This is a genomic window from Phocaeicola sp. ICN-14070 (assembly GCF_037892625.1).
Taxonomy (GTDB): Bacteria; Bacteroidota; Bacteroidia; order Bacteroidales; family Bacteroidaceae; genus Phocaeicola; species Phocaeicola plebeius.
Genome location: NZ_JBBKBF010000036.1, coordinates 1 through 14,745, shown reverse-complemented (window position 1 = coordinate 14,745; position 14,745 = coordinate 1). Strand labels below are relative to the sequence as shown.

Below are 14,745 nucleotides of genomic sequence, written 5' to 3'. Positions count from 1 at the left end.
GTTTACATCGCAATCCTTCTTAACCGGATACGCAGGTTGAATAATTCAGCATCTGTGTGCGGGGAAGAGGGATTGTGTGGTTTTATAGTGAGGCTATGCTCTTTTCCGTTTACCGCATCCGGTATGATGAAATCCTGACGGTAGGCTTTCTGTTCCTCGGCAGGACGCAACAGATAAGCCGTTTCGTCTTCAAAACGGTTATAACTGCGAAGGATTACCTGATTCTTTCCTTTCTTCAGTGGAAGAATCACTTTTTCCGTGCGGAACTTCGTGCGATACGGGTTCAGATGCTTGGCTATGAGTTTTCCGTTCAGGTAGACCTCCATTCCATTTCCGGCACCAATTTCCGCCAGAATATGCTGTGAACGCGGGGAGTCTATTTCTCGCATCACATAATAGCTGGATAGAATCGGGCAGGAAACCTTGTCACTGTCTTTATCTGTTTTGATCCATGATTTACCTGAAACAGGCGCATGCTGTAAGTCTGCATCCAGTTTCTCTGCTGAGTGGAACACTCCACTGCCGGGGCCACATACGTAGGTATCTCCCCAAGTGGTACCTGAAAAAGCAGTTTCTTTTATCTCTTTTCCTTTATCCAATGTTACGGAGTAGGTCTTTCCATCTAATATCAGGTCTATTTCTCTTCCGGCCTCCTGCGAAGTATAGATAATTTCTAGTTGTTTCAACAGAAGTTGTTCGAAATTCCAACTGTAGCCCGTAATGCTACGGTAATTCGTATAGTAGTCAAAGCAGGAATAGCTGTATTGCGGTGTAGCATTACGCGGAGTAAGTATGGCATTTCTAATGGTCTTTCCAGGGAACGGTTCAATCTTTTTATCGAAGGAAAGAGTCAATACGTGTATTTGTTTGTCCTTGTAGGCTGAGGCCGGTACGGTCAATACTACCTCGTTACCATATTGCAGGTAAGTAGCCATTTTCCCGTCTCCTTTCTGCAGAAGATAGCCGGGCATTTGCAGGGTAATTTTTCCATCTGCCGGATATTTCCCAGAGAGAAATAAGTACAGGTGATTGTCTTTGCGTGTCACTTCTCCCCATGTAAACTCTTCCTGGAAAGGAGAAGCCTCTGTCTGATATACAGCATAGCCATAGCGGGAAAGCCAGTCGCCCATCTGTTCCAACACTTCTTTCTCAAAGTCAACTACTGCTCCGTTTCCCTTCGGACCGATGTTCAGCAGATAATTTCCTCCTCTGGAAACCACATTAATCAGGCTTCGAGTTTTTTCGCGTACTTTGCTTTCTATGTTTCCACGGTCCTGCCATGCTCTGTATCCCCAAGTCTCATCGAACATGGATGCGGCACTCTGCCAGGGAGCATGAAGGGTTTTATCCGGATAGTCATTGTCGGCCATTACGCAGAAATCATACCGGTCGTTTCCCAGGCGTCCGCTCACCATGCAGTCGGGCTGGTATTGGTGTACGAGTTCATACAATTCCTTACTTTGTGCCGGGGTGTTTGCCCCCATATCAAACCAGAGTTCGGAAATCTTTCCATAATTGGTAAGGAGTTCCTTCAGTTGGGCTTTCGAAAAAGCATGGTGTGCTTCTGTAATAAAGTCAGCATTATGAGGTGACATGGGCGATGCATACGGATAGTGCCAGTCGATAAGCGAATAGTACAGTCCGAACCGCAGTCCATGACGGCGGGCAGCTTCCGACATTTCTTTCACGAAATCCCGTTTGCATGGAGTTGCATCGTATGAGTTGAAGGAAGTAGTAGCCGTTTTGAACAGGCAGAAGCCATCATGATGTTTACTAGTCAGGATAATGGAATGCATTCCCGCCTTTTTTGCCAGTAAGGCAATGGAGTCAGCATTAAACTGCGTCGGATTAAACTGGCTGGCAATTTTTTCGTAGTCTTTCTTGGAAATTGGGGCAAAAGCCTGAATCTGTTCACTGTATCCATTCTGCACCTGTTTACCCTGCCATACCCCGCCTAATTGTGAGTAAAGTCCGAAGTGGATAAACATGGAATATTTGTCTCCGTGCCATTGGCGGAAGGCTTCTTGAGATACCTGGCCTTTTGCTCCCAGGCCTATCACACACATCAATAGAATGATAAACAGTTTTTTCATGGCTTCTTATTTATGCTCTTTAAGAGCAAAGATAACGAGTTCTTTGTTTTTATACCGCTTTTTTATGTAATTTTGCAGCCGATTTTAAAAACCATTAAAAGTACGTTAAATTAAAATGAAAAAATTATTTCTTTTTGCGTTTATTCTTCTTTCAGTATGCGCAGGAAAAGTGATGGCTCAGAACATTCAGTTGCATTATGACCTTGGTCGTGCCTTGTATAAGTCATTGGACGAACGTCCATGGGTGACTACAACGGTCGAGATGTTCAAGGCAGACAAGTGGGGTAGCACTTATTTCTTTGTCGATATGGATTATACAGACAAAGGAGTGTCATCTGCTTATTGGGAAATCAGCCGTGAACTGAAATTCTGGAAGGCTCCTGTTTCTGCACATGTAGAATACAACGGAGGGTTGAATTATATCAACAATGCCTTCCTGGGAGGTGCTACCTACTCATGGAACAGCAGTGATTTTTCCAAGGTATTCGGCGTACAGGTGCTGTATAAATATATTCAGAAGAATGAGAAACCGCATAACTTTCAGTTGACAGGTACATGGACCCTGAATTTCTGCAAAGAAAAATTTACTTTCAGCGGATTTGCGGATTTCTGGCGTGAAAAACATACGGATGTAGATGGAAATAACCATGACTTTGTATTCATCAGCGAACCGCAGTTCTGGGTAAACCTGAATAAGTTCAAGCATGTAAACAAAGACTTGAACCTGAGTGTAGGTACAGAATGGGAATTGAGTACGGATTTTGCCGATCGTAACGGATTCTATTTCATCCCGACGCTGGCCATGAAGTGGTCTTTCTAAACCGGTTGAATCATTTAAAGCGATTATAAAATGAAAATGCTGGAAAAATTATTCGGTTTTAACCCTCGTGAGACGCGTGTGCGTACGGAAATCTTGGCCGGAATCACGACCTTTCTGACCATGGCCTATATTTTGGCTGTCAATCCCAACATTCTGGCGGCTACAGGTATGGACAAGGGAGCGCTTTTCACGACGACAGTCATCGCTTCGGCTTTTGCTACGCTGTTGATGGCCTTTTATGCCAAATTGCCTTTCGGATTGGCACCGGGAATGGGATTGAATGCGTTTTTTGCCTATACCGTTTGTCTTACGCTGGGCTATACCTGGCAGTTTGCTCTGACGGCTGTACTTTTGGAAGGAATTATATTCATTCTGCTGACGGTAACCAATTTGCGTGAAAAAATCGTAGATGCGCTGCCCTTGAGCCTTCGCAATGCCATTGGTGCAGGTATCGGCTTGTTCATTGCGTTCATCGGTTTGCAGAATGCCGGTATCATTGTGAATAACGATGCGACTTTGATTTCATTGGGAGATATTACTTCTGGTTCAGCCTTGCTGGGCATTATCGGCCTTCTGGTTACTTCCATCTTGTTGGTGAAGAAAGTCCGTGGAGCCTTGCTGATAGGAATCTTGCTGACGACCGTCATCGGTATTCCTATGGGATTGACACATCTGGATGGCGTGTTGAGCACTCCTCCTTCTATCGAACCCATTTTCTTCCAGTTCCAGTGGGAGCATATCTTTACAAAGGAAATGGTGATTGTTGTGTTTACTTTCCTGTTTGTAGATATGTTTGATACCATCGGTACGTTGGTCGGAGTGACTACAAAGGCCGGAATGGTGACAAAAGATGGAAAGATTCCTCACCTGAAGCAAGCCTTTTTAGTGGATGCCATCGGAACAACAGCCGGTGCCATGCTGGGTACCAGTACTATTACCACTTTCGTGGAAAGTGCTTCCGGAGTGGGCGAAGGCGGACGTAGTGGACTGACTTCTTTTGTTACGGCAGTGTGCTTCCTTCTGTCGTTGTTTTTGGCTCCGTTCTTTTTGGCAGTACCGGGTGCAGCTACGGCTCCTGTATTGATTCTGGTAGGTCTGATGATGATGTCTTCTGTGAAGAAAGTCGATTTTATGGATTATTCAGAAGCCATCCCGGCGTTTATCTGCATCATTTTCATGCCTCTGGCTTACAGCATTTCCGATGGAATTGTGTTGGGAATGATCAGTTACGTCTTGATTAATCTGTTGTGCGGACATACCAAGAAGCTTACACCGGCCATGTATATTCTGGCCTTTATCTTTGTCTTTAAATTCTTCCTGTAAGCTTTTGTATTATATTGGAAATTGTTGCGGAAATGCCTGAGCAATCACTGCGGGCATTTCCGTTTTTTTATGTCGTTTCCATGCACTTGCTTGACAGATTTTTCCCTCCCTGAAGGGCTGTTTTTCCTTATCTTTCAAAATGCCCTTATGTTCAATCCCAAATGTACTTGCGTTTAGAATCAAACGTCCTTGTGTTTTACTTCAAATGCACTTGTGTTTCAAGTGAAACGTCTTTACGTTTTTCTTTCCTGCTTTTTATGCAGAAAATTGGAACAATTTTCTTTACTTTGAATGAAATTGATAACTTTGTGAAACTTATATCTTTTAAATGTTCAATTTTTAATAAGTAACGACATGAATGATTCTTTTTTGGAAACACGACAGGTCATAAAACGTTATGCCAACCATACGGCGCTGGATGGAGTAAGCATCACGGTGCCCGAAGGACAGGTATTTGGTTTGCTGGGACCCAATGGGGCAGGAAAGACCACATTGATTCGTATTATCAACCGTATTACAGCTCCCGATGCCGGTGAGGTGTGGTTTGACGGACGGCTCTCACGTCCGGAAGATATTTATTCCATTGGCTATCTTCCCGAAGAGCGTGGACTTTACAAAAAAATGAAGGTGGGCGAACAGGCCATCTATCTGGCACAGTTGAAAGGATTAAGCCGTCAGGAGGCTAAGAAAAGACTAACCGACTGGTTTGAACGCTTTGAAATCATGCCTTGGTGGAACAAGAAACTGGAGGAACTTTCCAAAGGTATGCAACAGAAAGTGCAGTTTGTCATCACGGTGTTGCATCGTCCCCGCCTGCTGATTTTCGACGAACCGTTTTCAGGCTTCGATCCGGTAAACGCAGAACTGCTGAAAAGAGAAATTCTGAAATTGAAAGACGAAGGACATACCATTATATTCTCTACGCACAACATGGCTTCTGTGGAAGAAATCTGCGACCATATTGCACTGATCAATCATTCAAAGGTGGTGCTGCAGGGAGCGGTAACGGACATTCGTTCACGTTATAAAAGTAATCAGTATGAGCTGACGATGCAGTCTTCGAAACCGTTGCAGAATTCGGATGCCTTTGAAATTGTCAGCAGTGAGGTGCAGGATGAGCAGACGGTAAACTATAAACTGCGGAAGCTCACTTCCATTTCCAATTCTGAGTTATTGTCACTTGTAGGTGCGCAGGGCGAAATCTGCAAGTTTACCGAATGTATCCCTTCTATGAACGATATCTTTATCCGTACGGTAGAGGAGAAAATCTAATCAAAAAATCTTTCAGCTATGAACAAGACATGGATTATTATTCAGCGTGAATTCATAAACCGGGTAAGCAAAAAGTCGTTTATCCTGCTTACCATATTGATGCCGTTCATTTTTGCGGCACTTATTTTTGTCCCGTTGTGGTTGTCTACGGTCAAGGGCGGAGACCAGAAACAGGTAGCCGTCATTGATGCCACCATGAAATACCTTCCTCAGTTTAAAGACGATGAATCCTGGCATTTTGTGGGAGTTCCCCAGATGGAAGCTTCTTTTCGAAGTGACTCTACCCAGTTTGATGCCGTGGTCGAAATCAAGGCCGACCTGGCTGAACATCCGGAGGCCGTAACGATTTATTCGCGGAAAGAAGTACCCAACAGTCTTTCGCGGCTGGTAAGTGAAACACTTGACGAGCAGGTGCGTCAGGACAAGTTGTTGCGTTATGATATTCCGCAGCTGCCTTCCATCATGCAGGATATGAACCGTAAGTTGAATATCCGTACGGTAAAATGGGGAGAAGACGGGAGCGAAAGTGAATCCAATGCAGGAGCGGCTATGGCAGCCGGTATGGTATTGACTTTGCTGATTTACATGTTTGTGATGTCATACGGAGGTATGGTGATGCAAAGTGTGATGGAAGAAAAGACCAACCGTATTGTAGAAGTCATCGTTTCCTCTGTGAAGCCCTTTCAGTTGATGATTGGAAAAATTATCGGTATCGGACTGGTCGGTGTGGCACAGCTGGCTATCTGGGTGGTGCTGATTGTGGTATTGTTGGCCGTAGCCGGTGGAATTTCCGGTAGTTCGCCAGAACTGATGGGAGGAGCATCCGGTTTGCTGGCTACCCTTCAGGGGTTGAATCTGGCCAAGATGGGGGGACTCTTTATCTTGAATTTTATCGGAGGATACCTGGTGTATGCTTCCATATTTGCGGCTATCGGGGCGGCCATCAACGGACAGGAAGATTCTCAGCAGTTTATGATGCCGATTGTTCTTCTGTTGATTTTTGCCCTCTATGCAGGTATCTATAGCTCTGATAACCCCGACGGACCGTTGGCTATCTGGTGTTCCATGATTCCGTTTACTTCACCTATTGTCATGATGGTGCGTCTGCCTTTCGATGTACCGGTGTGGGAAACGATGCTGTCAGTCGTTCTTTTGTATGCTGCCGCTTTCGGCATGATTTGGATAGCCGGAAAGATTTATCGGGTAGGTATCCTGATGTATGGAAAGAAACCTTCTTTCAAGGAAATGATTCGCTGGATTACGTATAAGTAAAAGTATTCTGTTGAATCTTTTAAAATAGAAATGGCAGGTGCGAAAGGAAACTTTAATCTTTTACACCTGCCATTTTTATGTTTTTTGTTTCAATTATAAATGATAGATGAGAGATAATTGGGGGCTGGTTATAAAAACTCCCAGTTTGGAGCGTTTTTCGAACATCTTGCTTGGGATTTCAATCTTTTCATCGAGGTGCTTGAATATATAATATTCTACAGAGATTGATATTTTCACACCTAAATGTGTGTGGAATTTATACTCTACACCTATGTTTGAGTTCATACCAAGTCCTGATTTAGGAACTGAATATTTTTGGTCTTTGTTTATGGTACCTTTGTTTAAATAATGCGCGTATCCAATACCTAAATCGAGGTAGCTAATCATTCCTTTTAATAGTTGCGCCTCATGAACAGACGAAAATTGTGGAGCAAGATAAAAGATTTGGATATTTTCATGTAAGGATGAATTTTGTGCACTTTCCGGAAATGAGAGTCCATGCATATAGTGTTTAAAGGCAAGCCCATAACCTATATATTTGTGATGTCTCAAAAAATCTATACCATATTGAAATCCGCGACTACTTTTTTTAGGATTGCTGTACCATAAAGATTCTCCTGTTCCTTCTTGATTGGCAGAGGCTATACCGAAATTAAAACGGATAGAAATGTCTTTTTGAGGAATTTGATTGTTCTCATCCATTTTCTTTGCACGCGTGGGCAGGCAAAATAAAAGACACAATAAAATGGCGATTGTTCTCATGATTACAAGGTTTGTAAGCTTTATTTGTAAATATATAAAAAAAATGACATTCTATTTTCCGATATGGATATTTAACTTATCAAATCTTTTGGAGAGAACGTTTTCGATAGTAGTATAGGCGTAGCTGTGTATAAAAAGTAAGTCCCGAACATAAAGTCCGGGACTTACTTTTTTATGGAAATTATTTTTATTCCTCTTCTGCTTCTAACAATAGTTCCATTACCTGGCAGGCTGATTTAGCCACGGAAGTACCCGGACCAAAGATAGCCATTACACCGGCTTTATACAAGAAATCGTAGTCCTGTGCCGGGATGACACCACCTGCAAAGACCAGAATATCTTCGCGGCCCAGACGTTTCAATTCGGCAATGATTTGCGGAATCAATGTCTTGTGTCCGGCAGCCAATGAAGAAACTCCCACTGCATGAACATCGTTTTCTACTGCTTCGCGAGCGGCTTCTTCCGGAGTCTGGAACAACGGGCCCATATCCACGTCGAAACCACAGTCCGCAAATCCGGTAGCTACTACCTTGGCACCACGGTCGTGTCCGTCCTGTCCCATCTTGGCAATCATGACACGCGGACGACGGCCTTCTTTCTTCGCAAATTCTTCGGTCAGTTCGCAAGCCCGTGCGAAATCTGCATCCTTTTTACTTTCTGATGAATACACGCCTGATATTGTTCTGATAATTGCTTTATAACGTCCTACGACTTTTTCGCAGGCGTCAGATATTTCTCCCAGTGTGGCACGTACGCGAGCGGCTTCTACGGCCAGTTCCAGCAAGTTACCCTTGCCAGTGCGTACGCATTCCGTAATAGCGTCCAATGCCTTGTCCACTTCAGCCTGGTTACGGCCTTCTTTCAGACGGCGCAGGTTCTCAATCTGTTCCTGACGTACGGCAGTGTTGTCCACTTCCAGAATATCAATCGGGTCTTCTTTTTCCAGACGATATTTGTTTGTACCCACGATAGTCTGTTCACCCGAGTCGATACGAGCCTGAGTACGTGCAGCAGCTTCCTCGATACGCATTTTGGGAATACCGGTTTCGATGGCTTTGGCCATACCGCCCAGTTTCTCGATTTCCTGAATGTGTTCCCAAGCCTTGTGAGCCAGTTCGTTGGTCAACGCTTCTACGTAGTAAGAACCGCCCCACGGGTCCACATTTTTACAAATCTGCGTTTCTTCCTGAATGTAAATCTGAGTATTACGTGCAATACGTGCCGAGAAGTCGGTCGGAAGAGCAATAGCTTCGTCCAATGCGTTGGTATGCAGTGACTGCGTATGTCCTAATGCAGCAGCCATGGCTTCGATACAGGTACGTCCTACGTTGTTGAACGGGTCCTGTTCAGTCAGTGACCATCCGGAAGTCTGTGAGTGTGTACGCAGTGCCAGTGATTTCGGGTTCTTCGGATTGAACTGTTTTACAATCTTAGCCCACAGCATACGTGCGGCACGCATCTTGGCTATTTCCATGAAGTGGTTCATACCGATGGCCCAGAAGAACGACAGACGCGGAGCAAAAGCGTCAATATCAATGCCGGCAGCCACTCCCGCACGAAGGTATTCCAATCCATCGGCCAGTGTATAAGCCAGTTCAATGTCGGCGGTGGCACCCGCTTCCTGCATGTGGTATCCCGAAATAGAGATAGAGTTGAATTTCGGCATCTTCTGAGAAGTATATTCAAAGATGTCAGAAATAATCTTCATGGAGAAGGCAGGCGGATAAATATAGGTGTTACGCACCATGAACTCTTTCAGAATATCGTTCTGGATGGTTCCGGCCATTTCTTCCAGTTTGGCACCCTGTTCCAGTCCGGCATTGATGTAGAATGCCATGACAGGAAGTACCGCACCGTTCATAGTCATGGAAACAGACATCTTGTTCAAAGGAATACCGTCGAAAAGCACTTTCATGTTTTCTAGTGAACAGATAGATACACCGGCTTTACCTACGTCGCCCACTACACGCGGATGGTCAGGGTCGTATCCACGGTGTGTCGGAAGGTCGAAAGCTACTGACAATCCTTTCTGACCGGAAGCCAGGTTACGACGGTAGAATGCGTTGGATTCTTCGGCGGTAGAGAATCCGGCATACTGACGGATAGTCCACGGGCGGAAGGTGTACATCATAGAGTACGGGCCACGAAGATAAGGAGGAATACCGGCTGCATAGTTCAGGTGTTCCATACCCTCCAGGTCTTCTTTCGTATATACAGGTTTCACCTGAATCTGTTCAGGTGTTTTCCAGTTGGCAGTAATGCCATTTTCTTTCTGCCATTCCATGCCATTCTGCGGATGGAAACCGGCAAATATATCGATTTGTTTGAAATTCTGTCTCATAATTCAATTCAGGATAAGAGTTTGCTGTTGTATTCGCGTAAGGTTTCCAGTACGTTGCAACGCACATGAATGAAGTTTTCGATGCCGGCAGCCTTCAGTTCTTCCATGCAAGCTGGAGCGCCGGCTACGATAAACATAGCACGTCCGTTGAGTGCCTTGAAGGCTGGGATAGCATATTCCGCATATTCATCATCGCTGGAGCAGATTACCACGATGTCTGCCTGTGCTTTCATGGCTGCTTCAATTCCTTCTTCTACGCTGGCAAATCCTAAGTTGTCAATAACCTGATAGCCTGCACAAGCCAGGAAGTTGCATGAGAACTGTGCACGAGCCTGACGCATGGCCAGGTTACCGATGGTCAGCATGAAAGCTTTCGGCCGTTTGCCTGAATTTTCAGTTTCCAGTCGAAGAGCTTCAAATTCGCTGGCTGCACGTGCGGTTTCCAGTTTGGCCAGAGTGCCTTCTTCTTCGTGTGCTTCTCCATCGCAACCGCATTTCTTGCATCCATCCAGCGGACGTTTGTCGCCTGCCAGTTCATTGAAATTCGGATACTGGTTGGTTCCCAACAGGATTTCTTTACGTTTGGAAACCGCTTCATGACGGGCTTTGTTGCTTTGGTTTACAGCTTCCTGAATGCTTCCTGCCTTGACAGCCTGCAACATACCTCCTGCTTCTTCAACAGAAAGGAAGAGATCCCAAGCCTGTTTGGCAATGGCTACAGTCAGATTTTCAATATAATAAGAACCTGCAGCCGGATCAACGATACGGTTCAGGTGTGATTCTTCTTTCAACAGCAACTGCTGGTTGCGGGCAATTCTTTCAGAGAAATCGTCTGGTGTTTCATAGGCTTTGTCGAATGGAGATACCGTGATGGAGTTGACTCCGGCAATGGCAGCACTCATGGCCTCAGTTTGCGTACGGAGCAAATTCACGTGTGCATCAAACAAAGTAAGGTTGAAATTGGATGTCTCTGCATGGGCCACCATCTTGCAGGCACAGTAGCAAGTGCCGTCGGCTCCTGTATTCTTGCAGTCCGTACGAGGGCATTTCGGTGCGTATTGTTTTACGATGTCAGCCCATAGCATACGTGCGGCACGGAATTTGGCGATTTCCATAAAGTAGTTAGAGCTGATGCCAAAGTTAAATTTGATTTTCTTGGCAGCCAGTGCGGCTGGAACGCCTGCTTCTACCAACTGGTTGAGGTATTCATTTCCCCATGCCAGTGCATATCCTAATTCCTGATAAATGTAGGCTCCGGCGTTGTTCAACTGTACAGAGTTCACGGCAATGCAACGGAAATGCGGGTATGCGGCCAGTGTTTCCACCAGTTCCTTACCCGTGGCAATGACAGCGCTTACATCTTTTCCTTTTTGCATCATTTTGCTGATAGGGTCGAAGTTGAGTGAGCCTTTCAGCTTTGCAGGTGCATATCCTTTTTTCTGGAAATAGGCTACCAGCAGTTGTGACAGTTGCAGCGTATGACGCTGGCAGGTAGAGAAGTTCAGTTCCACACATTCGCAGCAGATGTCTTTCAGCAAAGTATCGAGGTATTCTGCATTGAGTTCTTTGGCTTTGATATGGAATCCGAGTGAGTCTACACCTTTATTTAATATATCAAGGGCTTTGGCGTTGGCTTCAGCCGCATCGTTTACGGTAATGTCCTGACGGATAAACCAAGTGTTATCGTCTTTCTTGATGCCTCTGATGTAGGGATATTGTCCGGGAAGTCCCTCTGTGGTTTTCAATCCTTCCAAATCTTCCTGACGGTAGAATGGTTTCACTTTGAAACCTTCGTTGGTTCTCCATACCAACTTCTTCTCAAAATCGGCTCCTTTCAAATCTACCGTAATCTTGTCCATCCATTCTTGTGTGGACACGGACGAAAAATCTGAAAAGAGTTTTTCTTTACTATCTGCCATAGTGAATTAGTGTTTTTGGGTTGATATTCAGATTTAAAATTATCACACAGGTTGTAGCCTGCATGGGCAAATATACAAATTTTCCGCTTGTTTATTCCACATTACCCCTTTTTTATAGCTATAGAAAGCTAAAAACATTAAACGTGCGTAGAGGGCACTGAGGGCTTTTGGACGGGAAAAGAGTGTACGGAATACATCAGAGAGAAGGTTGGAATGAAAAAAGAAAGAAAAGTTTGCCCTATTATTTTTGATTGGTTATATTTGCCCCCTGAATAAACAAATTTAATATCTATGAACTGGCTACAAGATTTATTGACGAATCCCAACTCGATAGCGCATATAGTGGCATTGTATGCCTTTGTAATTGCGGCGGGGGTACTGTTGGGAAAAATTAAATTCTTCGGCATATCGCTGGGAGTTACATTCGTCTTGTTCGTAGGAATCTTGGCTGGACACTTCGGTTTTACTGGAAATCCTGCCATCCTTTCTTTCGTGCAAGATTTCGGACTGATTCTTTTTGTCTTCTGTATCGGACTTCAGGTCGGTCCTTCATTCTTTTCTTCTTTTAAACGGGGAGGTATTACATTAAACCTGCTGGCAGTGGGAATTGTGTTCCTGAATATTGCCGTAGCATTGATTCTGTACTTTGCTTTGCAAGGCAGAGTAGACATTCCGATGATGGTGGGTATCCTGTGTGGAGCGGTTACCAATACTCCGGGACTTGGTGCGGCGAATGAAGCTTTGCAACAGTTGCACTATCAGGGACCTGAAATTGCCATGGGATATGCCTGTGCTTATCCGTTGGGTGTGATGGGTATTATTCTTTCCATGATTATTATCCGCTATATCTGCCGGGTAGATGTGCAGCGTGATAGCGACGAGATTCAGAAAGAGGAAGAAGCCAATCCGCACATGAAGCCTTATACTATCTCGCTGAAAGTGCAGAATGAGGCGCTGAGCGGTAAGACGTTGTCGCAGGTGCAGAACTTCCTGGCACGTGACTTTGTATGTACGCGTATTATTCAGGACGGTCACATGATTACGCCGAATGCCAATACGGTGCTTCGCCTGGGGGACCGTATGTTCCTGGTTTGTGCGGAAGATGACTCAGAAGCTATCATGGCCTTCATTGGTCCGAAAATCGAACAGGATTGGGATGCCACTAACCAGCAGGACAAACCGATGGTGTCTCGCCGTATTTTGGTGACACAGCCGAATATCAACGGAAAGACGCTGGGAGAACTTCATTTCAGCAGTATGTATGGAGTTAACGTGACACGTGTTAACCGTTCGGGTATGGACTTGTTTGCCGCTCGTCAGCTTCGCTTGCAGGTGGGCGACCGTGTGATGGTAGTTGGTCCGCAGGATGCCATCGAACGTGTGGCTAACTTGCTGGGTAACCAGTTGCGTCGTCTGGACCATCCGAACATTGTAACTATTTTTGTCGGTATTCTTTGCGGTATCCTTTTCGGAAGTTTGCCTATTGCTATTCCGGGCATGCCGACTCCGGTCAAATTAGGTCTGGCTGGTGGTCCGCTGATTATTTCTATTCTGATTGGACGTTTCGGACATAAAGTGAAACTGGTAACTTACACCACCATGAGTGCCAATCTGATGCTTCGTGAAGTGGGACTGGTGCTCTTCTTGGCAAGTGTAGGAGTCAAGGCCGGCGAGAACTTTGTGCAGATGGTAGTAGAAGGTGATGGCGTGTTGTATGTGGGTCTCGGTTTTCTGATTACTTTCATACCGTTGATTATTACCGGTATTATTGCCCGCTGGCATCACCGGGTGAACTATTTCACGTTGATGGGTTTGATTGCCGGTAGTAATACAGACCCTCCTGCCTTGGCATACGCCAATCAGATTGCAGGAAACGATGCGCCGGCTGTAGGTTACTCAACCGTTTATCCGTTGACCATGTTTTTGCGTATCCTGACAGCACAGCTGCTTGTCTTGCTGATGGCCGGATAAAAATATAAACGAAAAATAAAAAAGCAACGCCCTGTATCTGTCACAGACTCAGGGCGTTTTTGTTTGAAGTAAATTACTTCAGGTTTTTTATAACAGGTTTTTTATAACAGGTCCTTTTATTAAGATGTCCTTGCATGATTATTGCTTCATTTAGTTGTTTTTTATGTCTTTCATTCGTGAAACGTAGGTTTTTCTAGGGGAGAATGTTGGGCTTCCGATAGAGAAACTTACGTTTCAGCTTGCAGAGACATAGTGCATTTTAAAGGATTTTTCTATTTACCTATTGAAGTTTTTAAATTTTACTTGTGGACAGACTTGCCGACAAAATGTGGGCGTGCAAACTGACGGCTACTGCTGGTAGAGGCTGAATTACGGCTGAAGGTTTGGCTTTCAGAAGGATTCTGTTTGTCAAATACCGTAAATTCTTCATAGGATGTTTCCCGATTTTCTCCTCTTTTCATAACCATATCGTAGATGGCTTTACGTGATGGCGCGTTAAATCCGCAGGTATTGGTATTCATCATGCTGTCTTCAGTAGGGCGATATACGCCACTCATATACGTGCAAGCTCCTTCATAAATACCGATACTTTCAGAAGTATAGCGGCTGTCTTTCAGGAAGGAAGACCACAGGATGGTATTTTCATCCTGAGTGAAATCCACATTTTGTGCCCATCCATAGCTTTGCAGCATTTTTACACTACTGATTTCTGAGGAAGAAATTTTTCCGTTTTGTTCATAACTGTATTCATCTTCCAGTTTAGCGAATCCGTGACCTACCGCTTCGTGTACCAGTACTTGTCTGAAACTTTCATTTTCCAGATCGTAGATGATAGGGCAATAAGCTATGGCCAGTTCGGTTACCTGGTTATTTTCGTTGTAATACCCGAAATATGTAGTTCCGGCATACGAAGGAGAATTAAGTACGACTACTGCCAGCGTTTCGTATAAATCAATATTTTCTATACATTGT

At 44.7% G+C, this 14,745-nt stretch carries 10 protein-coding genes; 5 read left to right on the top strand and 5 right to left on the bottom strand.

The features are described 5' to 3' along the window. Positions 1-2: 2 nt before the first annotated feature. Positions 3-2,093 (bottom strand): alpha-L-fucosidase, encoded by a 2,091-nt coding sequence (locus WKT20_RS10675; RefSeq protein ID WP_340417346.1) that lies wholly within the window; start codon positions 2,091-2,093, stop codon positions 3-5. Positions 2,094-2,208: 115 nt separating this feature from the next. On the opposite strand from WKT20_RS10675, the gene WKT20_RS10670 reads away from it, so the two are divergent. From WKT20_RS10670 to WKT20_RS10655, 4 genes are all read left to right on the top strand, one after another. Then, entirely contained in the window at positions 2,209-2,913 is a 705-nt protein-coding gene (locus WKT20_RS10670; protein WP_007562024.1) for a nucleoside-specific channel-forming Tsx family protein, read from the top strand. A gap of 36 nt (positions 2,914-2,949) precedes the next feature. Further along, positions 2,950-4,236, top strand: coding sequence for an NCS2 family permease (locus WKT20_RS10665; protein ID WP_117702615.1), 1,287 nt, complete (start codon positions 2,950-2,952; stop codon positions 4,234-4,236). A 354-nt stretch (positions 4,237-4,590) separates the two neighbouring features. After that, entirely contained in the window at positions 4,591-5,508 is a 918-nt protein-coding gene (locus tag WKT20_RS10660) for an ABC transporter ATP-binding protein (protein WP_117702585.1), read from the top strand. Positions 5,509-5,526: 18 nt separating this feature from the next. Then, entirely contained in the window at positions 5,527-6,780 is a 1,254-nt protein-coding gene (locus WKT20_RS10655) for an ABC transporter permease (RefSeq protein WP_007562017.1), read from the top strand. A 93-nt stretch (positions 6,781-6,873) separates the two neighbouring features. On the opposite strand, the gene WKT20_RS10650 is transcribed toward WKT20_RS10655, so the two are convergent. From WKT20_RS10650 to mutA, 3 genes are all read right to left on the bottom strand, one after another. Beyond that, the gene (locus WKT20_RS10650; RefSeq protein WP_131201004.1) at positions 6,874-7,542 is read right to left on the bottom strand and encodes a hypothetical protein; all 669 of its coding nucleotides are present in this window, start codon (positions 7,540-7,542) and stop codon (positions 6,874-6,876) included. A gap of 187 nt (positions 7,543-7,729) precedes the next feature. Further along, complete coding sequence (gene scpA / locus WKT20_RS10645; protein ID WP_117702583.1) at positions 7,730-9,883, bottom strand: methylmalonyl-CoA mutase; 2,154 nt, start codon at positions 9,881-9,883, stop codon at positions 7,730-7,732. 8 nt (positions 9,884-9,891) lie between these two features. After that, positions 9,892-11,802, bottom strand: a complete 1,911-nt coding sequence (mutA, locus tag WKT20_RS10640) for a methylmalonyl-CoA mutase small subunit (protein WP_340417345.1) — start codon at positions 11,800-11,802, stop codon at positions 9,892-9,894. A 291-nt stretch (positions 11,803-12,093) separates the two neighbouring features. On the opposite strand from mutA, the gene WKT20_RS10635 reads away from it, so the two are divergent. Then, complete coding sequence (locus tag WKT20_RS10635) at positions 12,094-13,773, top strand: putative transporter (RefSeq protein WP_118441802.1); 1,680 nt, start codon at positions 12,094-12,096, stop codon at positions 13,771-13,773. 299 nt (positions 13,774-14,072) lie between these two features. Here the strand turns inward: WKT20_RS10635 and WKT20_RS10630 are convergent. Beyond that, positions 14,073-14,745 (bottom strand): M64 family metallopeptidase (locus WKT20_RS10630; protein WP_340417344.1); only part of this gene is annotated, 673 nt, incomplete at its 5' end.

Bases quoted from the DNA above. Each gene is read 5' to 3' on its own strand.
- WKT20_RS10655 (WP_007562017.1), top strand. From the start codon at position 5,527: ATGAACAAGACATGGATTATTATTCAGCGTGAATTCATAAACCGGGTA.
- WKT20_RS10650 (WP_131201004.1), bottom strand. From the start codon at position 7,542: ATGAGAACAATCGCCATTTTATTGTGTCTTTTATTTTGCCTGCCCACG.
- scpA (WP_117702583.1), bottom strand. From the start codon at position 9,883: ATGAGACAGAATTTCAAACAAATCGATATATTTGCCGGTTTCCATCCG.
- mutA (WP_340417345.1), bottom strand. From the start codon at position 11,802: ATGGCAGATAGTAAAGAAAAACTCTTTTCAGATTTTTCGTCCGTGTCC.
- WKT20_RS10660 (WP_117702585.1), top strand. From the start codon at position 4,591: ATGAATGATTCTTTTTTGGAAACACGACAGGTCATAAAACGTTATGCC.
- WKT20_RS10635 (WP_118441802.1), top strand. From the start codon at position 12,094: ATGAACTGGCTACAAGATTTATTGACGAATCCCAACTCGATAGCGCAT.
- WKT20_RS10665 (WP_117702615.1), top strand. From the start codon at position 2,950: ATGCTGGAAAAATTATTCGGTTTTAACCCTCGTGAGACGCGTGTGCGT.
- WKT20_RS10670 (WP_007562024.1), top strand. From the start codon at position 2,209: ATGAAAAAATTATTTCTTTTTGCGTTTATTCTTCTTTCAGTATGCGCA.
- WKT20_RS10675 (WP_340417346.1), bottom strand. From the start codon at position 2,093: ATGAAAAAACTGTTTATCATTCTATTGATGTGTGTGATAGGCCTGGGA.